The 19,762-nt window shown below is 65.5% G+C and carries 18 protein-coding genes; 11 read left to right on the top strand and 7 right to left on the bottom strand.

Features of this window, described 5'->3' with window-relative positions; all coding sequences use genetic code 11:
- From ABIB45_RS15895 to ABIB45_RS15940, 10 genes are all read left to right on the top strand, one after another.
- The coding region (locus ABIB45_RS15895) for a tetratricopeptide repeat protein (RefSeq protein WP_354216813.1) at positions 1-1,332 on the top strand (1,332 nt) is incomplete at its 5' end.
- Positions 1,333-1,338: 6 nt separating this feature from the next.
- Positions 1,339-2,328, top strand: coding sequence for an HAD-IIA family hydrolase (locus ABIB45_RS15900; RefSeq protein WP_354216814.1), 990 nt, complete (start codon positions 1,339-1,341; stop codon positions 2,326-2,328).
- Between the two features lie 9 nt (positions 2,329-2,337).
- Entirely contained in the window at positions 2,338-2,583 is a 246-nt protein-coding gene (locus ABIB45_RS15905; RefSeq protein WP_354216815.1) for a hypothetical protein, read from the top strand.
- Positions 2,570-3,382, top strand: a complete 813-nt coding sequence (locus ABIB45_RS15910) for a TlyA family RNA methyltransferase (protein WP_354216816.1) — start codon at positions 2,570-2,572, stop codon at positions 3,380-3,382. The genes ABIB45_RS15905 and ABIB45_RS15910 overlap by 14 nt, the downstream gene beginning before the upstream one ends.
- A 13-nt stretch (positions 3,383-3,395) precedes the next feature.
- Positions 3,396-4,421, top strand: a complete 1,026-nt coding sequence (locus ABIB45_RS15915; RefSeq protein WP_354216817.1) for an NAD kinase — start codon at positions 3,396-3,398, stop codon at positions 4,419-4,421.
- A 3-nt stretch (positions 4,422-4,424) separates the two neighbouring features.
- Positions 4,425-6,164 (top strand): DNA repair protein RecN, encoded by a 1,740-nt coding sequence (gene recN, locus ABIB45_RS15920; protein WP_354216818.1) that lies wholly within the window; start codon positions 4,425-4,427, stop codon positions 6,162-6,164.
- A gap of 88 nt (positions 6,165-6,252) precedes the next feature.
- Positions 6,253-7,998 carry a CTP synthase gene (gene pyrG / locus ABIB45_RS15925; protein ID WP_354216819.1) on the top strand — a complete coding sequence of 582 codons (1,746 nt, stop codon included), beginning with the start codon at positions 6,253-6,255 and terminating at the stop codon, positions 7,996-7,998.
- A 25-nt stretch (positions 7,999-8,023) separates the two neighbouring features.
- The gene (locus ABIB45_RS15930; protein ID WP_354216820.1) at positions 8,024-8,686 is read left to right on the top strand and encodes an NUDIX domain-containing protein; all 663 of its coding nucleotides are present in this window, start codon (positions 8,024-8,026) and stop codon (positions 8,684-8,686) included.
- On the top strand, positions 8,686-9,669 hold the full coding sequence (xerD, locus tag ABIB45_RS15935) for a site-specific tyrosine recombinase XerD (RefSeq protein ID WP_354216821.1): 984 nt from the start codon (positions 8,686-8,688) through the stop codon (positions 9,667-9,669). Before ABIB45_RS15930 ends, xerD begins: the two co-directional genes overlap by 1 nt.
- Positions 9,670-9,762: 93 nt before the next feature.
- Entirely contained in the window at positions 9,763-10,251 is a 489-nt protein-coding gene (locus ABIB45_RS15940) for an 8-oxo-dGTP diphosphatase (RefSeq protein WP_354216822.1), read from the top strand.
- 412 nt (positions 10,252-10,663) lie between these two features.
- Here the strand turns inward: ABIB45_RS15940 and ABIB45_RS15945 are convergent, their stop codons facing one another.
- The 5 genes from ABIB45_RS15945 to ABIB45_RS15965 all read right to left on the bottom strand — a co-directional run bounded on the left by ABIB45_RS15945 (position 10,664) and on the right by ABIB45_RS15965 (position 15,309).
- Positions 10,664-10,939, bottom strand: coding sequence for a hypothetical protein (locus ABIB45_RS15945; RefSeq protein WP_354216823.1), 276 nt, complete (start codon positions 10,937-10,939; stop codon positions 10,664-10,666).
- Between the two features lie 94 nt (positions 10,940-11,033).
- Positions 11,034-12,173, bottom strand: coding sequence for a bifunctional 2-methylcitrate synthase/citrate synthase (locus ABIB45_RS15950; protein ID WP_354216824.1), 1,140 nt, complete (start codon positions 12,171-12,173; stop codon positions 11,034-11,036).
- Between the two features lie 34 nt (positions 12,174-12,207).
- Positions 12,208-13,113, bottom strand: coding sequence for a methylisocitrate lyase (gene prpB / locus ABIB45_RS15955; protein ID WP_354216825.1), 906 nt, complete (start codon positions 13,111-13,113; stop codon positions 12,208-12,210).
- 26 nt (positions 13,114-13,139) lie between these two features.
- Complete coding sequence (locus ABIB45_RS15960; RefSeq protein WP_354216826.1) at positions 13,140-14,660, bottom strand: MmgE/PrpD family protein; 1,521 nt, start codon at positions 14,658-14,660, stop codon at positions 13,140-13,142.
- Positions 14,653-15,309, bottom strand: a complete 657-nt coding sequence (locus tag ABIB45_RS15965) for a GntR family transcriptional regulator (RefSeq protein WP_354216827.1) — start codon at positions 15,307-15,309, stop codon at positions 14,653-14,655. Before ABIB45_RS15965 ends, ABIB45_RS15960 begins: the two co-directional genes overlap by 8 nt.
- A 174-nt stretch (positions 15,310-15,483) precedes the next feature.
- Here ABIB45_RS15965 and ABIB45_RS15970 point away from each other — a divergent pair, with 174 nt between their 5' ends.
- On the top strand, positions 15,484-17,379 hold the full coding sequence (locus ABIB45_RS15970) for a propionyl-CoA synthetase (RefSeq protein WP_354216828.1): 1,896 nt from the start codon (positions 15,484-15,486) through the stop codon (positions 17,377-17,379).
- Here ABIB45_RS15970 and ABIB45_RS15975 read toward each other — a convergent pair.
- Positions 17,376-18,092 carry a response regulator gene (locus tag ABIB45_RS15975; protein WP_354216829.1) on the bottom strand — a complete coding sequence of 239 codons (717 nt, stop codon included), beginning with the start codon at positions 18,090-18,092 and terminating at the stop codon, positions 17,376-17,378. The genes ABIB45_RS15970 and ABIB45_RS15975 overlap by 4 nt on opposite strands.
- Positions 18,089-19,729: a sensor histidine kinase gene (locus tag ABIB45_RS15980; protein WP_354216830.1), complete on the bottom strand. Its 1,641-nt coding sequence runs from the start codon at positions 19,727-19,729 to the stop codon at positions 18,089-18,091. The genes ABIB45_RS15975 and ABIB45_RS15980 overlap by 4 nt, the downstream gene beginning before the upstream one ends.
- Positions 19,730-19,762 lie beyond the last annotated feature (33 nt).

Below are 19,762 nucleotides of genomic sequence, written 5' to 3' on the forward strand. Positions count from 1 at the left end.
AACAAGCCCTATGGTGACCGTCCGCGTCGTGAAGGCGATGGCGAGCGTCGCAGCTTCGGTGGTGGTGAGCGGAAGCCGTTCGGTGAGCGTGACAATAAGCCCTATGGTGACCGTCCGCGTCGTGAAGGCGATGGCGAGCGTCGCAGCTTCGGTGGCGGCGAGAACCGCAAGCCGTTCGGCGACCGCCAGGAGCGTGCTCCCCGCAGTTTCGACCGCGGCGACCGCGGTGACTCCGGCCCCCGGCAATTCGGCAGGGACCGTGCCGAAGACCGCCCGGCCCGCGTGCCCAACGCGCGTGACCTTCGCAGCGCCAACCGCCCGGACCGCGAACGTTCCCCGGAAATCGATGAGGATGTCACGGGCAAGGAGCTTGACCGCGCTACGCAGCACCAGATCAAGACTCTGGAAGACAAGAGCGCCGAGTGGGTTGCCCGCCACCTGGTAATGGCCGGACGCCTGATCGACGAAGAACCCGAGCTGGCCTTCCAGCATGCTCTCGCCGCGAGCCGGCGTGGTGGCCGGCTGGCGGCCGTCCGTGAAGCCGTCGGACTCACCGCTTACGCTGCAGGACACTACGGCGAAGCACTGCGCGAATTCCGGACCTACCGCCGCATCAGCGGTTCGAACGTCCACCTGCCCGTGATGGCAGACTGCGAACGCGGACTGGGCCGGCCTGACCGTGCCCTAGACGTGGTCCGGTCCGAGGAAGCGAATGACCTGGACGCGCCCGGCAAAGTCGAGTTGGCCATCGTGGCGGCCGGAGCGCGGTCTGACCTCGGCCAGTTGGACGCTGCCGTGGCTGAACTTGAAATTGCCCAGCTGGACATGAACCGTGCGTTCTCCTACAGCCCAAGGCTCTTCCGGGCCTACGCAAATGCTCTGGCCGCCGTTGGTCGCGAAGACGAGGCGGCTAAATGGCAGAAGCAGGCCGTGGTGGCTGAGAATGCCCTTGGCCTTGGTGCCGATGAGGAGCCGGACATCGTGGACCTGGGCTGGGACGAGGAAGAGGAAGCCCGCGAGGAAGCACAGCGCCGGAGACTGCTGGAGCGCGCTGCCGCAGGACCGGAGACCAGTGCTTCCACTTCTGCTGCCCGTTCCGAGGTAGCCGCGGACAAGACTGTCATTCAGGCCGCCGGCGTGGATGCGGCCATCGACGACGTCGAATCGGATTTCTTCGACTCAAATGATGCCGACTCTGATGAGGATTCCGTCGAACGAGACGAGCTGGAAGCCGGTGACACCGAGGACGATGACGAAGAGCATAACGCCGGGCACGGCGACGCCGGCGACAGCAACAACGGCACCGATGCCCACTCTGAAGAACGGAACTAGCTCGCCATGACTGAAATTCCATTGATTTCCCGGTTTGACGCCCTTTTGGCGGACCTCGACGGTGTGGTTTATGCCGGACAGCACGCCATCCCAGGCGCCGTGGACTCGCTGCAGCAACTCGAAGGTTTGGGCATTGGCCTGGGGTATGTCACTAACAATGCTTCGCGCACTCCGGCGCAGGTTGCGGCGCATCTCCGTGAACTCGGTGCGCCGGCCGAAGACGACCAGGTTGTCAGTTCCTCGCAAGCCGCTGCGGAGCTCCTGGCATCGCTCGTTGCCCCCGGCGCACGGGTGCTTATCACCGGCAGCCCAGCTCTGGCGCAGGAAATCGAACTGGTGGGACTGACTCCTGTCTACAGCCAGGACGAGGATCCTGTAGCCGTGGTCCAAGGATTCAATCCCGGGATCGGTTGGAAAGAACTGGCCGAGGCATCGTTCGTGGTGTCGGCCGGAGCATTGTGGATTGCTACCAACACGGATATGTCCATTCCCCTGGCACGGGGCATGGCCCCGGGAAACGGCACGCTGGTGGCAGCAGTAGCCAGCGCTACCGGACAGACTCCGAGGGTTGCCGGAAAGCCGGAGGCTCCGCTCTTCCACACCGCCGCTAAACGGCTCGCGGCTGACCGCCCACTGGTGGTGGGCGACCGTCTGGACACTGACATCCTCGGCGGCAACAACGCCGGGTTTGCCACGGTGGCTGTGCTGACCGGCGTCGATACCCGGGCCACTATCCTGGCCGCGCGCACGGCCGAACGCCCGGACTACATCATCGATTCCCTCGGCGACCTCCACCGTCCCTACCCGGCCGTGGACCACGCTGACGGAACGCACCGCTGCGGGGCCTCCACCGCGCGGGTCAGCGGTGACACCATTCACGTCCGTGGCAGCCAAGGTGACCTGGATTCGTGGCGGGCCGCCTGCGCGGCCTGGTGGACCGCGGTCCCGGAAGCCGCCCGGGCCACCAAGCCCAAACTTGAGTGGCTCAATCATTAGACTGGTGCAATGACTGAGCTGAACGACGAGGACAACCCCGAACCAGCCCAGCAAGCACCCGGATGGCCTGAGACGGCCGCACAGGAGCTCAGCGACCCGGGCATTTCGGCCATCGTTGCCGTGCTGGACGGCGTCGCGGACAGGCCGGTGGCAGAGCACGAAGCTATCTACAGTGACCTCCACGATGCATTGCTGCAAGCGTTGAAGGAAGAGCCAGGAATGGCGAGGGAGAAGCTTGAGCATGGCACGACTTGACCAGGCACTCGTCGCCCGCGGTCTGGCCAGGTCCCGGACCCACGCCGCCACGTTGATTGCCGAGGGCAAAGTGAGCTCGGCCGGCCACATCCTGTCAAAGGCGTCCCTGCAGGTTGACGACGGCAAGGACCTGGCCGTCGAACACACGGAAGCGGACAGCTACGTCAGCCGCGCCGGTCACAAACTGGCGGGCGCTCTCGACGCCTTTCCGGAGGTCACGGTTGGGGGCAAGAGGTGCCTTGACGCCGGCGCCTCCACCGGCGGCTTCACCGAGGTGCTCCTGCGGCGCGGTGCGGCACACGTGGTGGCGGTCGACGTCGGCCATGATCAGCTGGTCCCGCAGCTCCGGGCCGATGACCGGGTGGCCGTGCACGAGGGCCTGAACGTGCGGTACATGTCGCCAGCGGACATCGGCGGACAGGCCGACCTGACGGTGGCTGACCTCTCCTTCATTTCGCTGACCCTGGTGGTACATCAACTGGCGCTGTGCACGCAGCCGGGCGGTGACCTGGTACTCATGGTGAAGCCGCAGTTCGAGATCGGCAAGGACCGCCTGGGCCGGACCGGCGTGGTGAATTCAGAGCGTGAACGCCGGATGGCGGTGGAAAAGGTCGCCAATGCGGCGCTCGACGCCGGACTGGACTTATGCAGCCTGGCGGCCAGCCCACTTCCCGGCCAGGACGGAAATGTCGAATACTTCCTGTGGATAAAGCGCAGGATGACCCAAGACCTGCCTAAGATCGAAGAGCGCCACGCAGCCCTTGACGGCCTGCTTGGACGTATCTGGCCGAACCACTAGAAAGCGGAACCCGATGAGCAGGCGAGTACTTGTCCTTGCCCACACTGGCCGCGAGGACTCGCTGAAGGCTGCCTGGGAAGCCTGTTCCGGGCTGCACGACTCCGGCATTGTGCCCGTGATGCAGGAATCCGAACTGGCCGACATGGAAAGATTCTTCGGCCACCTCACCCAGCCTGTGGAAATCCTGCACGACCATGTGCAGCTGCCGGACGTTGAGCTCGTTATGGTCCTGGGCGGTGACGGCACCATCCTGCGTGCGGCCGAGCTGGTGCGCGAAGTCGACGTGCCGTTGCTGGGCGTCAACCTCGGCCACGTGGGATTCCTGGCCGAAAGTGAGCGCGCCGACCTCGCCCAGACCGTGGAATGGATTGCCCGCCGCGACTACACGGTGGAAGAGCGCATGACCATCGATGTCCAGGTTTGGGTCCGCGGCCAGAAAATCTGGCACACCTGGGCCCTCAATGAGGCCGCGATCGAAAAAGGGAACCGCGAACGCATGCTCGAGGTGGTCACCGAAGTCGATGAGCGCCCGCTGACGTCCTTTGGGTGCGACGGCGTGGTCCTTGCCACGCCCACAGGGTCCACGGCCTATGCCTTCTCTGCGGGCGGCCCAGTGGTCTGGCCGGAGGTTGAGGCCCTGGTCATTGTCCCGATCAGCGCCCACGCACTGTTCGCCAAGCCCCTGGTGGTGTCGCCCCGGTCACGGCTGGCCGTTGAAGTCCTCACCCGCACCGGTGCCCAGGGTGTGCTCTGGTGCGACGGCCGGCGCTCCGTGGATCTTCCCCCCGGCGCGCGCGTGGAAGTGACAAAGTCCGCCATCCCGGTCCGGCTCGCAAGGACGCACCAGACGCCTTTTTCCGGCCGTCTGGTCCGCAAGTTCGAGCTTCCCATCCATGGCTGGCGCGGGCCCGTGCCGCAGTCGGAAGCCATCCACACCGGACCCATTCCGATCGTCCACACGCTCCGGCCGATGCCGCCGCTTCAGGTCACCTCCGGAGACGAGCCGGATGATGATACCGATTCCGCAACCGCAAAGTGAACCATGCTTGAAGAACTGAGAATCCGCGATCTGGGCGTCATCACCGACGCCATCCTGCCGCTGGGCCCCGGGCTGAGCGTCGTCACCGGCGAAACCGGTGCCGGTAAAACGATGGTGGTCACCGCCGTCGGCCTCCTCCTGGGGGCCAGGTCCGACGCCGGGGCGGTACGGAGCGGTGCGAAAAACGCCACCGCGGAGGCGGTCCTGAAGCTCGACGCCGGGCACCCCGCGATTGCCCGGGCCGTGGACGCCGGTGCCGATGTGGAAGAGTTCGACGGCGGCGCGGAACTCATCCTGGCCCGTCGCCTTGGTGCGGACGGGCGCAGCCGCGCATTCCTGGGTGGGCGGGCCGCGCCCGTGGGAGTCCTTGCCGAGATCGGTGAAACCCTCGTGGTGGTCCACGGCCAGTCGGACCAGATCAGGCTGAAGGGGGCAGCGGCCCAGCGCGGTGCCCTGGACAAGTTTGCCGGCGAAGCCCTGGCAGGCCCGCTGGGTGCTTACCAGGCGCTATACAGTCACTGGAAGACCATCAAGGCAGAGCTGGAAACACTCCGCAGCGCCGCACGTGACAGGCTTCGCGAGGCCGAGTCCCTGGAAGTCTCGTTGGCCGAGATCGACGAGGTGGAGCCGCAGCCGGGGGAGGATGAGACCCTCAAAGCGGAGGCAGTGAAGCTGGCCAACGTGGAGGAGCTCAGGATCGCGGCAAACACCGCGCACCAGGCGCTCATTGCGGAAGGCTACGGCGACGAAAGCGACGCCACCACACTCGTTGATGCCGCGAAACGGACCCTCGAAAATGTGGCCGAACACGACGCCGAGCTGGGCGCCGCCGCGGCACGGCTGGCAGAAGTGGGCTTCCTTCTCACCGACATCGCCACGGAGCTGGCCAGCTACCAGGCAGGCCTGGACTCGGAGGGTCCGGAGCGGCTCGCCGAAATCGAAGACCGGCGGGCCGCCTTGGCCAAGCTGGTCCGCAAGTACGCCCCCAGCATCGACGAAGTCCTGCTGTGGGCCGGGAACGCACGCGTGCGCTTCGACGAACTGCAGGACGATTCCACCAGGATCGAAGCGCTGGACGCCGAGGTTTTCCGGGCCGGAGCGGAACTGCAGAAACAGGCCGCTGCCATCAGCAAGATCCGGGCCAAGGCGGCCAAGGTCCTCTCCGGCCGTGTCAGCGCCGAGCTGAAGGCACTGGCCATGGCCGACGCCACCCTGCTGATCAACCTCGAAAGTGCCGGACAGCTGACGCCGTATGGCGCCGACGAAATCGCGTTCCTGCTCCAGCCGCACTCCGGGGCGCCGGCCAGGCCGCTCGGAAAGGGCGCCTCCGGCGGCGAACTGTCACGAGTGATGCTCGCGATCGAAGTGGTGCTCGCAGCAGTGGACCCGGTGCCTACCTTTGTGTTCGACGAGGTGGATGCCGGCGTCGGGGGGCGGGCCGCCGTTGAAATCGGACGCCGGCTGGCCATGCTCGCCCGGCACGTCCAGGTCCTGGTGGTCACGCACCTGCCGCAGGTGGCGGCGTTCGCCGACCAACACATCACCGTCACCAAAACATCGGTTAGGGGAGCCGACGGGGGCACCGCCACCGGGTTCACTTCCAGTGATGTTCGACTCCTCGACGGCGCGGAGAGGGTGAGGGAGCTGGCCCGGATGCTGGCCGGCCAGGAGGACTCCGAATCCGCGCAGGCCCACGCGCAGGAGCTGCTGGACGACGCAAAACTGCTGCCGCAGCGGGCCTGACGGCAGCCAACCCCTTGATCGCAGAGTGCCTTGCCGTGCACACTGGATCATTTGGGGATCCAGTTCCTGATCGGGGAAGGCTCAATTGATGATAGGCTCGAATTCCGTGGTGCAGCGATCAAATTCCCGTGTAAATTCCCGGTTCCCGGGCTCATCCAAGACGACCAAACACATCTTCGTAACCGGTGGTGTGGCGTCCTCGCTCGGTAAGGGACTGACGGCTTCGAGCCTCGGTCACCTGCTGCGGGCACGCGGCCTGTCTGTAACTATGCAGAAGCTCGATCCCTATCTGAACGTGGATCCGGGCACGATGAACCCCTTTCAGCACGGTGAAGTCTTCGTCACTGACGACGGCGCCGAGACGGACCTGGACATTGGACACTACGAGCGGTTCCTGGACGAAAACCTCGAAGGCTCCGCCAACGTAACCACCGGCCAGGTCTACTCCACCGTGATCGCTAAGGAGCGCCGCGGCGAATACCTGGGTGACACCGTCCAGGTCATCCCGCACATCACCGATGAGATCAAACGACGCATGCGGCTGCCCGCCGAGGGTAAGAACGCGCCGGACGTCATCATCACCGAAATCGGCGGCACCGTGGGCGACATCGAGTCGCAGCCCTTCCTCGAGTCGGCCCGCCAGGTCCGCCAGGACATCGGCCGCGGCAACGTCTTCTTCGTCCACGTCTCCTTGGTCCCGTATATCGGACCGTCGCAGGAACTGAAGACCAAGCCAACCCAGCATTCCGTGGCAGCCCTGCGCTCCATCGGCATTCAGCCGGAGGCAATCGTGATCCGCTCGGACCGCGAAGTCCCCGAGGCCATGCGGGCCAAGATCGGCCGCATGTGCGATGTGGACATTGAAGCCGTCATCGGCTGCCCCGACGCCCCGAGCATCTACGACATCCCCAAGACCCTGCACTCGCAGGGGCTGGACTCCTACATCGTCCGCGCCCTGGACCTGCCGTTCCGGGACGTTGACTGGACCAGCTGGGACAAGCTGCTTGAAGCAGTCCACAACCCGAAGCACCACGTCGAAATTGCCCTGGTGGGCAAGTACATCGACCTTCCGGACGCTTACCTGTCCGTGACCGAGGCCCTGCGCGCCGGTGGCTTTGCCAATGCCACCAAGGTCAAGATCCGCTGGGTACCGTCGGACGAATGCGAAACCCATGAGGGTGCTGTCGCTTCCCTCGGCGGCGTGGACGCCATCTGTGTTCCGGGCGGTTTCGGAATCCGTGGCCTCGAAGGAAAACTGGGCGCCCTGAAGTACGCCCGCGAATCCAAGCTGCCCGTCCTGGGCCTGTGCCTGGGCCTGCAGTGCATGGTGATCGAGTATGCACGCAACGTGGTGGGCCTCGAAGGCGCTTCCTCCAGCGAGTTCGAGCCGGACTCCAAGTACCCGGTGATCGCCACCATGGAAGAGCAGCTGGACATCGTGGAAGGCAAGGGCGATCTGGGCGGCACCATGCGCCTGGGGCTGTACGAGGCAAAGCTCGACGAAGGCTCCGTTATCGCCGAGACCTACGGCAAGACCACCGTCAGCGAACGCCACCGCCATCGCTACGAGGTCAACAACAAGTACCGCGAGCAGATCGCAGCCGAGGGCCTCGTGTTCTCCGGCACGTCACCGGACGGCAAGCTCGTGGAATACGTTGAACTGCCACGCGAGGTCCACCCGTACTACGTGGCAACGCAGGCGCACCCGGAACTGAGCTCGCGTCCCACCCGGCCCCACCCGCTCTTCAGCGGGCTGATCAAGGCCGCCCTGGACCACCAGAATGCACAGAACGCACCGGCCGCCAAGCCGTTACGTACGGTTGCCGCAAAATAGAACCGAATAAGTAGAGGACGGCGCGATGCCCGGTACACCTGAAACGATCCCAGCTGCAGGGCAGGTTTCGGACGCACCGAGCCCGCGCCGTCTTCTGTCTACGGAAAAGGTCTATGAAGGCCGGATCTGGGACGTTGTGAGCGACAGCTTCCAGCTGAGCGAGACCGGTGAGGCGCTGACCCGCGACTACATCGACCACCCCGGCGCCGTCGCGGTCCTGCCCATGAACGACGCCGGCGAGGTCCTCCTCATCAGGCAGTACCGGCACCCCGTGGGCATGGACCTTTGGGAGATCCCGGCCGGCCTTCTGGATGTGGAAGGCGAGGACTTTGTGGTGGGTGCCGCCCGCGAGTTGGCTGAAGAGGCGGACCTCGCCGCCGCGAAATGGAACGTGCTGACGGACTTTTTTAATTCGCCCGGGTCCTCCAGTGAAGCCATCAGGATCTACCTTGCCCGCGACCTCACGGAAGTTCCCCATCACGACCGCCATGAGCGGACCGATGAGGAAGCTGAAATCGAATTCCACTGGATTGCCCTGGACGATGCCGTGGCGGCAGTCCTGGGCGGGCGGCTGCACAACCCGTCCGCCGTCGTCGGGATCCTGGCCGCAGCGGCGGCGCGGGCAGACGGCTTTGCCGGACTGCGCCCCTCGGACGCCCCTTGGCCGGCGCACCCCAGCCAGCGTTGATGACGGCCCCCACTTCGGCGGTAGCCACAGCGCCGCCCGTCCGTCCCCTGACCGACGTCGATCACGCCATCACGGCGTATCTTCAGCACATGGGCGTCGAACGGGGCCTGGCCGCCAATACGCTCGCCGCCTACCGCCGCGACTTGGCGCGGTATTCGCGGTACCTGGCGTCAGAGGGCTGCCAAAGCCCGGGCCGGATCACCCGCCGTCACGTGACAGGGTTCGTAATGGCGCTCAACGACGGTTCCGACGGCGGCACGGCACTGGGTGTCAGATCGGCGGCCCGGACCGTGGTGGCCGTCCGCGGACTGCACAAGTTCTGGGCCCTCGAAGGACTCACGACGACGGATCCCGCCGGCGATGTCCACCCGCCGATGCCAGGGAAGAGGCTGCCCAAGGCCATCAGCGTGGACGAGGTCACCCGGATCCTTGAGGCCACCGGCACGGACACCGCCACCGGAATGCGGGACAGGGCCCTGCTCGAGTTCCTGTACTCCACCGGCGCCAGGATCAGTGAGGCCGTGGGCCTGGACGTTGACGACATTTCGCTGCAGGACGCTGAGGCAGGGCCTGCGGTGGTCCGGCTGTTCGGCAAGGGCTCGAAGGAACGGCTGGTGCCGCTCGGCTCCTATGGCGCCCGTGCCCTGGACGCGTATCTGGTGCGGGGCCGGCCGCTGCTGGCGGCAAAAGGCAACGGTACGCCGGCGCTGTTCCTCAATTCCCGGGGCGGAAGAATCAGCCGGCAAAGCGCCTGGACCATCCTGAAGGCCGCGGCGGATAAAGCCAACATCACGAAGGTCGTTTCGCCGCACACCCTGCGGCACTCCTTCGCCACCCACCTGCTGGAGGGCGGCGCGGACGTCCGCGTGGTGCAGGAACTGCTGGGCCACGCCTCGGTCACCACCACACAGGTCTACACCCTGGTCACCGCGGACACGCTCCGTGAAATCTACGCTGCCGCCCACCCGCGTGCGCTGGGCTGACACGGCGCACGTATCCGTTCAGCTGAAAGCAATTTGCTGTGCCCGCGCCAAACACCGGCTCCGCTCCGTCGCCGCCGGGCTACGCTGGTGACCATGACCTCAGTTCCCGTGACCCTGTGTTTCCTGCTTCGGGACACCCCCGCGGGGCAGGAAGTTTTGCTCGGACTCAAGAAGTCAGGCTTCGGGACAGGAAAAATCGTGGGCCTTGGCGGACATGTGGAGGCCGGCGAAAGCGACGCTGAAGCGGTGTGCCGGGAAGTGTTCGAGGAAGCAGGAGTCACAGTTCTGGAAGAGGACCTCCGCCATGCGGGGACCGTGGAGTTCGTGTTTCCCGCCAAACCGGAATGGAACATGCATACGCGGCTTTTTACTGCGCGCCGTTGGGAAGGTGAGCCGGCGGAGAGCGAGGAAATCGCGCCGGCGTGGTTCCGAGCGGAGGCGCTGCCGGTGGACCGCATGTGGCAGGACGCCGAACATTGGCTCCCCGTTGTGCTGACCGGATCAGAGATCGACATTGTCGTATCCCTCAACGATGACAACGAGACCGTCCGGGACGTCCTGGACAGGGCGAGCACCACCTAAAGGGCAGCGCCGCTAGCGCAGCATGTTCAGTGTGAGTTCCACAGAACCCAGCAGCAGTGCCCAAGACCGACGTGCCCAGTCCGGCGACGAGCAGGAGGCCGGGGTGAGCGAGGCCCACCACCAGCTGCCTCAAGCGTGGCCTGGTCCGCAGGAACTTCTTGGGCACCCGCGAGTCCTCCGGGCTCTGCCGCCAGCCCCGGCGGCGGCGCAGAAACCAGGCGCAGCGCACAATGAAAGCCATCCACAGCACCGATATGACCACTGGAACCGCTGCCGCCAGCAGGTTTAAGCCAAGCGAGGTGACGGCCCGCTCGGAATCCCCCCGCCGGGGACTAAACGGTTGGTGAGATGGACGCGCTCATGACTACGGAGGCGCCCGACATCATGAACGCTGCAACGAGGGCCAGGAACCTTACGAAAAATGCCCCAGCACGGATTCCCGGGGCGATTTCAGGTGCCGGCGCGGGGTCGCGTGGAGCACCGCCAGGCCGCACAGGACTGTTGGCAGTGCTGCCATTCCCGCCAGCAGATACCAGGTCCACCCCGCCAGATCCACAAACTCGTCCACAACAATCAGAAGGGCCCAGAACCCAGTCCATGGCCAACCGGCATACAGCGGGTTCCGCACCAGCCAGCCGGGCAGTCGGGCCTCTGGTAAGGGCAGGGTGGGTGGACCCTCGTCGCTCATGGCCCCACTGTAGCAACGCCAACGGCGGGCCGGTCACCCTCCAAAAGGTGACCGGCCCGCCGTCGTATGTACTGGGCGTGGGAATCGGTGGGGACTACGGCACGTGCCGTTCCTCCGGGCCGTTGTATTCGCTGAGCGGCCGGATCAGCGAGTTGGACGCGGCCTGTTCCATGATGTGCGCCGTCCAGCCGGTGATCCGGCTGGCCACGAAGAGCGGCGTGAACGTAGGGGTGTCGAAGCCCATGAGGTGGTACGTGGGCCCGGCCGGGTAGTCGAGGTTGGGCTTGATGGCCTTGGCCTCGTCCATGGCCTGCTCCAGGCCGTTGTACAGCCCCAGGAGTTCCGGCCGGCCGTAGTGGGCGATCATCTTGTCCAGTGCTGCCTTCATGGTGGGCACGCGGGAGTCACCGTGCTTGTAGACGCGGTGGCCGAAGCCCATGACCTTCTTCTTCTGAGTCAGGGCGTCTTCCATCCAGGCCTTGGCCCGGGCAGCGGCATCCTCGAGCGATTCCTCGGGGCGGATGCCGATTTCGTCGAATGTGTGCATTACTGCCTCGTTGGCGCCGCCGTGCAGGGGTCCCTTGAGGGCGCCTATGGCAGCCGTGACAGCCGAATGAAGGTCGGCGAGGGTCGAGGTGACCACCCGCGCCGTGAAGGTCGAGGCGTTGAACGAGTGCTCGGCGTAGAGGATCATCGAGACGTTGAAGGCCTCGATTACTTCGTCCACCGGGTCTTCGCCGAAAGCCATCCACAGGAAGTTGGCCGCGTAGCCCAGGTCATCCCGGGGCTCTACCAGGTCCTGGCCGCGCCGGCGCCGCTGGTCGTAGGTAACTACGGCTGGCATGGCTGCGAAAAGGTCCACGGCTTTGGCCATGTTGGCCTCGGGTGAGGAATCCTCGGCCAGTTCGTGGCGGGCACCCAGCACCGATGCCGCCGTCCTGCACACGTCCATGGGGTGGGCAGTGGTGGGCAGTGCGTCGATGACTTGCTTCAGCACCGGATCCAGGGCGCGGCCGGCGCGCTCCCGGGCTGAGAAGGCGGACAGCTCGTCGGGGGTGGGCAGTTCGCCGTTCCACAGCAGGAAGGCCACTTCCTCGAAGCTGCACCTGGCGGCGAGCTCCTGGACGGGATAGCCGCGGTACAGCAACGAATTGGTGTCCGGGTTGACCTTGGAGACCGCGGTGTAGTCCACCACGACACCGGCCAGTCCCTTCTTGATATCAACAGCTACCATGTTGAACTCCTTCGTTCTTGCTGGGATCCGGGTCCTAACGGACGCCGGGAATCTGGAAGTTAAAAACGCCGGTATCGAAGTGGTTGTAGGCCTCGTAGTCCACGAGGTCATAGAGACGCGCACGGGTGAGCATGTTTTCCACCTGTGCTTCCTGTGACCCTGTTGCCTTGATCGTTTCCAGCGTACGCTCTGCAGCCCCCATGGCACTACGGAGCAGGGTGACGGGGTAGATCACCATATTGACGCCCACGGACTGCAGCTGGTCAACGGTGAAGAGGTCGCTCTTGCCGAACTCGGTCATGTTGGCCAGGACCGGCACATCCACGGCATCGCGGATGGCCTGGAATTCGGACAGGTCCTTCATCGCCTCCGGGAAGATGGCGTCGGCGCCGGCGTCCACCAGCGCCCGCGCCCGGTCCTGGGCCGCTTCAATCCCCTCCACGGCCCGGATATCGGTCCGGGCCATGATGAGGAAGTTTGGGTCCCGGCGCGCGTCAGCCGCAGCGCGGATGCGTTTGGTGGCCGTGTCCACGTCCACCACATTCTTGCCGTCCAGGTGGCCGCACCGCTTCGGGTTGAACTGGTCTTCGATGTGGCAGCCGGCCAGTCCGGCGTTTTCGAGTTCCTGGATGCTGCGGGCCACGTTCATGGGCTCACCGAACCCGGTGTCCGCGTCCACAAGGCAGGGCAGGTCAGTCATGCGGGCGATTTGCCCGGCACGGGTGGCAACCTCGGTCAGGGTGGTCAGCCCGATGTCCGGCAGGCCAAGGTCATTAGCCAGCACGGCACCGGAGATATAGACGCCGGCGAAGCCCCTTTCCTCGATCAGCCGGGCAGAGAGCGGATTGAAGGCGCCGGGGAACTGCTGGATGGTGCCTGAGGCGAGCATCGTGCGAAGCGCGAGGCGTTTCTGCTCCGGGGTTGTCTTGGAGTACAGCATGTGGTTCTCCTGTAGCAGTTAGGGGCCTAGAAGAGGCCGGCAGGCGCGTCGCTGAGGTTGATCACGCCGGGGGCGGCGGTGATGTTCAGCTGGTCAAGCTCGCCCGGGCCCAGATCGGGCAGGCTTTCGGCAGCAGCGAGGAAACGCTCGATTTCCTCTTCGGCGACGAGACCGGCCGCGAGGGTGCGGAATTTGTTGATGTACTGCTGGCGGGCGAACGGCCGGGCGCCGAGCGGGTGGGCGTCGGCTACGGCGATTTCATCGGTGATGACCGTGCCGTCGTTCAGGGTGATCTCCACGGAGCCGCCGAAGGCCTTCTCGGCGATGTCCAGCGAGTGGTAGCGCCGGGTCCATTCGGCGTCTTCTACGGTGCTGACCTTGTTCCACAGCTCCACCGTGTCGGCGCGGCCGGCGCGTTCGGGGGAGTAGGAGTCCACGTGGTGCCACGAGCCGTCCTGCAGGGCTACGGTGAAGATGTACGGGATGGAGTGGTCCAGGGTTTCGCGGCTGGCCGTGGGGCTGTACTTCTGCGGATCATTGGCACCGGAACCGATCACATAGTGCGTGTGGTGGCTCGTTTTGATCAGGACCGACTTGACCTTGGCCGGGTCAGCGGCCTCCGGGTGTTCCTTGTGCAGTTTGCGGGCCAGGTCGATCCAGGCCTGGGCCTGGTATTCGGCGGAGTGTTCCTTGGTGTAGGTATCCATGATGGCCCGCTTTGCCTCCCCGGCCTCGGGCAGCGGAACCTCGTAAGCGGCTTCGGGGCCATCCAGCATCCAGGCGATGACGCCGTCTTCGCCTTCGTAGATCGGCACGGGGGAAGTCTGGCCGCGCATCGCGCGATCCACGGCTTCAACAGCCATCTTGCCGGCGAACGCCGGGGCGTGCGCCTTCCAGGTGGAAATCTCGCCCTTGCGGGACTGGCGGGTGGCGGTGGTGGTGTGTAGCGCCTGTCCGACGGACTGGAAAATCGTCTCCACATCAAGGCCAAGCAGCGTGCCGATGCCGGCCGCAGCGGACGGGCCGAGGTGGGCCACGTGGTCGATCTTGTGCTTGTGCAGGCAGATGGCCTTGACCAGGTTGACCTGGATTTCGTAGCCGGTGGCGATGCCGCGGATCAGGTCCCTGCCACTGGCTCCGACGTGCTGCGCGACAGCGAGGATCGGCGGGATGTTGTCGCCGGGGTGTGAGTATTCAGCCGCCAGGAAGGTGTCGTGGTAATCGAGCTCGCGGACCGCGACGCCATTGGCCCATGCTGCCCATTCGGGGGAGACCCGGTCGGTAATACCGAAGATGCCGCTGCCCTTGCCGTTGGTGGTGGGCGCGTGGGTCAGGGCCTGGGCGCGGGCGGCGATGATCGGGCCGCGGTTCAGGGAAGCGATGGCAACGGATGCGTTGTCGATGACCCGGTTGATGACCATCTCGGTGACCTCCGGGGTTACCTCGACTGCATCGGCGGCGACCTCGGCGATCTTGTGGGCCAGCTGGTCTTCACGGGCGAGGTTCTCGTCGCTCTTATAGACACGGACGTGGTTGAGCTTAACCATGGTGCTCCTTATTCGGTGAGTGGGTGGCTTTGACGTGGGAAAGGCTGCGGTGCAGATGCAGGGTGGTGGCTGCTTCGGCGAGCTTGGCGTTGCCGGCTGCGATGGCCTCGGCAATCGCTGCGTGTTCGAGGGCGGCCGCGTTCAGGCGCGGCGCGTCATCAGCAGCGAGGCGGCGCACGCGGACCAGGTGGACCCGCAGGCTCCGCATCGCCTGGGCGAGGTAGGAGTTGGAGATAGCGGCATCGATGGCCTCATCGAGGCGGCCCACCAGCGCGTAGTACTCGTGGCGGGCGGGATCGTCGTCGCTGATCAGCTCTGGCGCCCGCTGGAGGTCGGCGTGCAGCTGCAGGAACACCGAGCGCTCGCCGCGTTCGGCGGCCAAGGCGGCCGCCTTGCCCTCCAGGGTTTCGCGGAGCTCGAACATCTCGTCGATGTCGTCCAGGGAGATATCGGTGACGACGACGCCGCGGCCGCCTGCCGCCGTCGTGAGTCCTTCTGCACTCAGCCGGCTGAGTGCCTCCCGGACGGGGGTGCGTGACACTCCGAGCCGTTCCGATTGTTCCACTTCGGCAAGGACGGTGCCCGGCGCGAGGCGCCATTCGATGATGTCTTCGCGAAGTACTGCATAGGCTTTGTCGCTGGCTCGCAAGGTTTTCCTCCCCTCAGTCCGTAGATGCTGCCAGTGTATACAAAAAATGACGCATTGCGCAGTATCTGACAAAAAATAGGCTCAAATCCTCCTTCAATGTATACAAAAGACTTGTCTGCGTCCGGATGTCCGAATAGCATTGGGGCAACATGTCGGCGTGGACAGGAGCACACTATGGCCAGCAGCTATCAGGAAACTTACGCACGGAGTCTGGAACGGCCGGAGGACTTCTGGCTGGAAGCTTCGACTGCAGTGGCGTGGGCGAGCCCACCCGTCACGGCGCTGGATGAATCCGAAGCACCGCTGTACCGCTGGTTTCCGGAAGGCACGCTCAACACGGCTTACAACGCCTTGGACCGCCACGTCGAAGCCGGCCGCGGTGACCAGGCTGCGCTCCTCTACGACTCCGCCATGCTGGGAATCAAACGCAGCTACACGTACGCCGAACTGACCGGGCTCGTTGCACGGTTTGCCGGGGTGCTGCGCTCGCAGGGTGTCGGCAAGGGCGACCGCGTGGTCATCTACATGCCCATGATCCCCGAAGCGGCCATTGCCATGCTCGCGACGGCGCGGTTGGGGGCAGTGCATTCGGTGGTGTTCGGCGGGTTCGCACCCAAGGAGCTGGCAGCGCGGATCGACGACGCCGGGCCCACCGTTATTGTCACCGCTTCGGGCGGGATTGAACCGTCGCGGCATGTGGAATATCTGCCCGCCGTGGCCGAAGCACTCGCCATGAGTAGCGCCGGCGCGCTGCCCGTCATCGTCAAGAACCGCGAAGGCTTCGCCGGCAGTCTTTCGGACTTCCCGGGGTGGCTCGATTGGGACCGGGCCATGGACGAGGCTGTTCCGGCTGCCCCCGTGGACGTGGCAGCAACGGATCCGCTCTACATTCTTTACACCTCCGGCACCACCGGGAAGCCTAAAGGTGTGGTGCGGGACAACGGCGGCCACGCGGTCGCGCTCTCCTGGACCATGGCGAACATCTACGATATTGGACCTGGCGACGTGATGTGGACGGCGTCCGACGTAGGCTGGGTGGTGGGCCACTCCTACATTGTTTATGGACCGCTGCTGGCGGGTGCCACCACGCTGCTGTATGAGGGCAAGCCGGTGGGCACTCCCGATGCTGGCGCGTTCTGGCGCGTCATCCAGGACCACAAAGTCAACGTGCTGTTCACGGCGCCTACCGCGCTGCGGGCGATCCGAAAGGCCGACCCCCAGGCAGCAGAGCTGGCCCGCTACGACATTTCGAGCCTCCGCACGCTGTTTTCCGCAGGCGAACGGCTGGACACAGAGACGTATCGCTGGGCCGGCGCAGTCCTGGATGTCCCCGTGGTGGATCATTGGTGGCAGACCGAAACCGGCTGGGCCATTTGTGCCAACCCGCGCGGCCTGGAGGATCTGCCGTTCAAGCCCGGTTCGCCCACCGTTCCCATGCCTGGCTTTGCGCTGGCCATCGTGGACGGCTCCGGCTCGCCCGTGGAACAGGGGGAGGAGGGCAACATTGTCCTCGGGCTGCCGCTGCCCCCCGGCACCCTGACCACTCTCTGGCAGAACGATGACCGCTATGTGTCCTCCTACCTTGAAGCCTTCGAAGGCAGCTACGCCACAGGGGACAGCGGCTACCAGGACGCCGATGGCTACGTGTTTGTGATGGGCCGCACCGACGACATCATCAACGTGGCCGGCCACCGGTTGTCCACCGGTGCGATCGAACAGGTCATCGCCAGCCACCCGGCCGTCGCAGAGTGCGCGGTGATCGGGGTAGCCGACCCCCTCAAGGGGCAGCGCACGAGCGGCTACGTGGTGCTCAAAGCCGGCGTGGACCGTGACGAAGCGGAATTGGTCCGCGAGCTGGTTGCATTGGTCCGGAAGGACATCGGACCAGTGGCTGACTTCAAGCACGCAACAGTGGTGCAGGCGCTGCCCAAGACCAGGTCCGGGAAGATCCTGCGCAAGACGATGCGGCAAATTGCCGACGGCGATGAGTACGTTGTGCCGTCCACGATTGAGGATCCCGAGGTGATTGGGCAGTTGCTGGGCGTGCTCCGGCCGGAGGGCGCCGCCTAGTCCCGGCGGTTCCAGCCGTATTCGTTCTCCGGGCGGCCCGGAGTGCCGTAGCGCGGGGCACGGGTGACCGTGCCGGCGTCGGCAAGGTATTCGAGGTAGCGGCGGGCGGTCACCCGCGACATGCCCAGCACCGTCATGACCTCAGAGGCCGAAACCGCGCCCGCATGCTGACTCAGGTACTCATTGACGGCGTCGAGCGTGGACCCGGAGAGGCCTTTCGGCAACGGCAACTCCGACGGCGCCCGCAGGCTGGCGAACGCTTGGTCCACTTCGCTCTGGGATGCCCCGGTCCGGCCCGCCCCGGATTCCGGCGCGGCCAGTTGCTGCCGGAAAAGCCGGTAGCTGGCGAGCTTGTCCGCAAACGTGGCATAGGTGAACGGCTTGATCAGGTACTGGACCACGCCGATGGCAACGGCGCTCCGGACGATGGCCACCTCCCGTACGGCCGTGATGGCGATGATGTCCGCGAGGATCCCCGCGGCCCGCATCCGCCGGGCGATGTCCAGGCCATGCAGGTCCGGGAGGTTCATGTCGAGCAGGACGAGCTCCACCGGTTCGCCGGCGGCCGCGAGCTCGGTCAGGAGCCTGAGGGCGGACTGGCCATCGGGTGCGGTTCCTGCCAGCGAGAACCCCGGCAGCCGGCCCACGTAGGCTGCATGGGCGGCCGATGCCACCGGTTCGTCCTCGACTACGAGGACACGGATATCTCTCACAGGACCTGCTCCTCATTGTCGGTTCCGGCAGCCAGGGCCGGCAGGAAGACGTGGAAGCGTGCCCCGTGCGTGCCTGTGATGGTCATGTTACCGTCCAGCCGCCGTACGGCCTGGCGGACAAGGGCCAGGCCAATGCCGCGTCCGAAAGGACCCGGCGCCTTGGTGCTGAAGCCCTGCCGGAAGATGTCCTCCACGGCGGCAGGGTCCACGCCCGCACCGGAATCCTCCACGGTGATGTCCAGCCCCTCGGCGTCGGACTCAACGGTCAGCTGTACCGACTTCGGTGCCGGACCATCAGCCGCGGCGTCAATGGCGTTGTCCAGGAGGTTGCCCAGGATGGTGACCAGATCCTGGACAGCCAGGCCCGTGACGGACGCAGACCCTTCGGCGGCGAGCGTCAGGTTGACGCCGCGTTCATTCGCTTCGGCGGCTTTCCCCATGATCAGGGCGCTGAGAACCGGCTCGTCCACGGAGCTCACCATTTCGTCGGTGAGCTGCTGGCTCAGTTCGAGGTCCTTGGTGGCGAACTCCAGGGCCTCGCGGGTGCGGCCCAGTTCCAGCAGGGAAACCATGGTGTGCAGCCGGTTGGCGTGCTCGTGAGTCTGGGCGCGGAGGGCATCGGATAGCGTCCGCATCGTCTCCAGTTCACTGCCCAGCGACTCGATCTCCGTCCGGTCGCGGATGGTGGCCACTGTGCCGAAGACGGCCGGGCGGCGGATGCCGGGGGAGACCGGCCCGACGGCGGGGCCCTGGTTCACCACCACGATGCGCGGACCTGTGAGATGGATTTCGTCGTGGGCAATCCGGCCCGATTCAAAGAGACGCTTCAGGCTTGGTACCAGCGGGAGGTCTGCCAGTAACGGTGGCCGCGACGGATCATCGTCCGAACCCCGCGACTCCAGGCCCAACAGATCTGCTGCCTGGTCGTTGTGCATCACCACCCGGCCCTTGTTGTCGATGAGGATGAGGCCTTCCCGGACGGAGTGCAGCACTGATTCGTAGTATGCGAACAGCTGCGCCAGTTGCTCCGGCCCCCAGCCCCGGGTCACGCGCCGCAAGTAACGGCCCAACAGCCAGGAAGCCAGTGACCCGCCTGCGAGCAGGGTCCCGCCGATGGCCAGCAGTGCAGGCAACCGGCCGGACAGGGCAACGTCGACCGTCCGGACTGTGACGCCTGCAGCGACGAGGGCCCTAACGTTTCCCGCAGCATCCTTGACCGGAACAACCGTCCGCACCGACGGCCCAAGCGTTCCTGCCGTGACCTCTGTGAATACTTCGCCGCGTAGCGGAGCATCGATGGAGCCGATATAAGGCTTGCCAAGTTCCTCGTCCCGCGGATGTGTCCAGCGTGTCCTGTCCGGCGCCATGATCGTCAGGAAATCCGCTCCGGAACCCGCCATGACGTCCAGCGCATACGGCTGCAGCAACGCCGTCGGATTCGGCGCGTCAGCAGCCTGCAGGACCAGCGGATTGGCCGCCACGGCGGCCGCCACCCCGGTCATCCGCCGTCCGGCTTCCTCATAGCTGCGGTCCCGGGCATCGACGGAGGCGGCAGTGCCCACGATCGATGTGAAGGCAAGCACGATCAGCAGATTGGCCACAAACAGCCGGCGGGCGATGCTCCAGCGGTGGATCATTTTGTACCTTCCACGACCAATATGAACGCAACG

The organism is Arthrobacter sp. UYCo732, from assembly GCF_040547265.1.
Taxonomy (GTDB): Bacteria; Actinomycetota; Actinomycetes; order Actinomycetales; family Micrococcaceae; genus Arthrobacter.

What these genes read in the sequence shown, in the direction of transcription:
- prpB (WP_354216825.1), bottom strand. Translation starts at nt 13,113, where the DNA reads ATGCTGTACTCCAAGACAACCCCGGAGCAGAAACGCCTCGCGCTTCGC.
- pyrG (WP_354216819.1), top strand. Translation starts at nt 6,253, where the DNA reads ATGATAGGCTCGAATTCCGTGGTGCAGCGATCAAATTCCCGTGTAAAT.
- ABIB45_RS15930 (WP_354216820.1), top strand. Translation starts at nt 8,024, where the DNA reads ATGCCCGGTACACCTGAAACGATCCCAGCTGCAGGGCAGGTTTCGGAC.
- ABIB45_RS15940 (WP_354216822.1), top strand. Translation starts at nt 9,763, where the DNA reads ATGACCTCAGTTCCCGTGACCCTGTGTTTCCTGCTTCGGGACACCCCC.
- xerD (WP_354216821.1), top strand. Translation starts at nt 8,686, where the DNA reads ATGACGGCCCCCACTTCGGCGGTAGCCACAGCGCCGCCCGTCCGTCCC.
- ABIB45_RS15905 (WP_354216815.1), top strand. Translation starts at nt 2,338, where the DNA reads ATGACTGAGCTGAACGACGAGGACAACCCCGAACCAGCCCAGCAAGCA.
- ABIB45_RS15950 (WP_354216824.1), bottom strand. Translation starts at nt 12,173, where the DNA reads ATGGTAGCTGTTGATATCAAGAAGGGACTGGCCGGTGTCGTGGTGGAC.
- ABIB45_RS15910 (WP_354216816.1), top strand. Translation starts at nt 2,570, where the DNA reads ATGGCACGACTTGACCAGGCACTCGTCGCCCGCGGTCTGGCCAGGTCC.
- ABIB45_RS15900 (WP_354216814.1), top strand. Translation starts at nt 1,339, where the DNA reads ATGACTGAAATTCCATTGATTTCCCGGTTTGACGCCCTTTTGGCGGAC.
- recN (WP_354216818.1), top strand. Translation starts at nt 4,425, where the DNA reads ATGCTTGAAGAACTGAGAATCCGCGATCTGGGCGTCATCACCGACGCC.
- ABIB45_RS15970 (WP_354216828.1), top strand. Translation starts at nt 15,484, where the DNA reads ATGGCCAGCAGCTATCAGGAAACTTACGCACGGAGTCTGGAACGGCCG.
- ABIB45_RS15960 (WP_354216826.1), bottom strand. Translation starts at nt 14,660, where the DNA reads ATGGTTAAGCTCAACCACGTCCGTGTCTATAAGAGCGACGAGAACCTC.
- ABIB45_RS15945 (WP_354216823.1), bottom strand. Translation starts at nt 10,939, where the DNA reads ATGAGCGACGAGGGTCCACCCACCCTGCCCTTACCAGAGGCCCGACTG.
- ABIB45_RS15980 (WP_354216830.1), bottom strand. Translation starts at nt 19,729, where the DNA reads ATGATCCACCGCTGGAGCATCGCCCGCCGGCTGTTTGTGGCCAATCTG.
- ABIB45_RS15915 (WP_354216817.1), top strand. Translation starts at nt 3,396, where the DNA reads ATGAGCAGGCGAGTACTTGTCCTTGCCCACACTGGCCGCGAGGACTCG.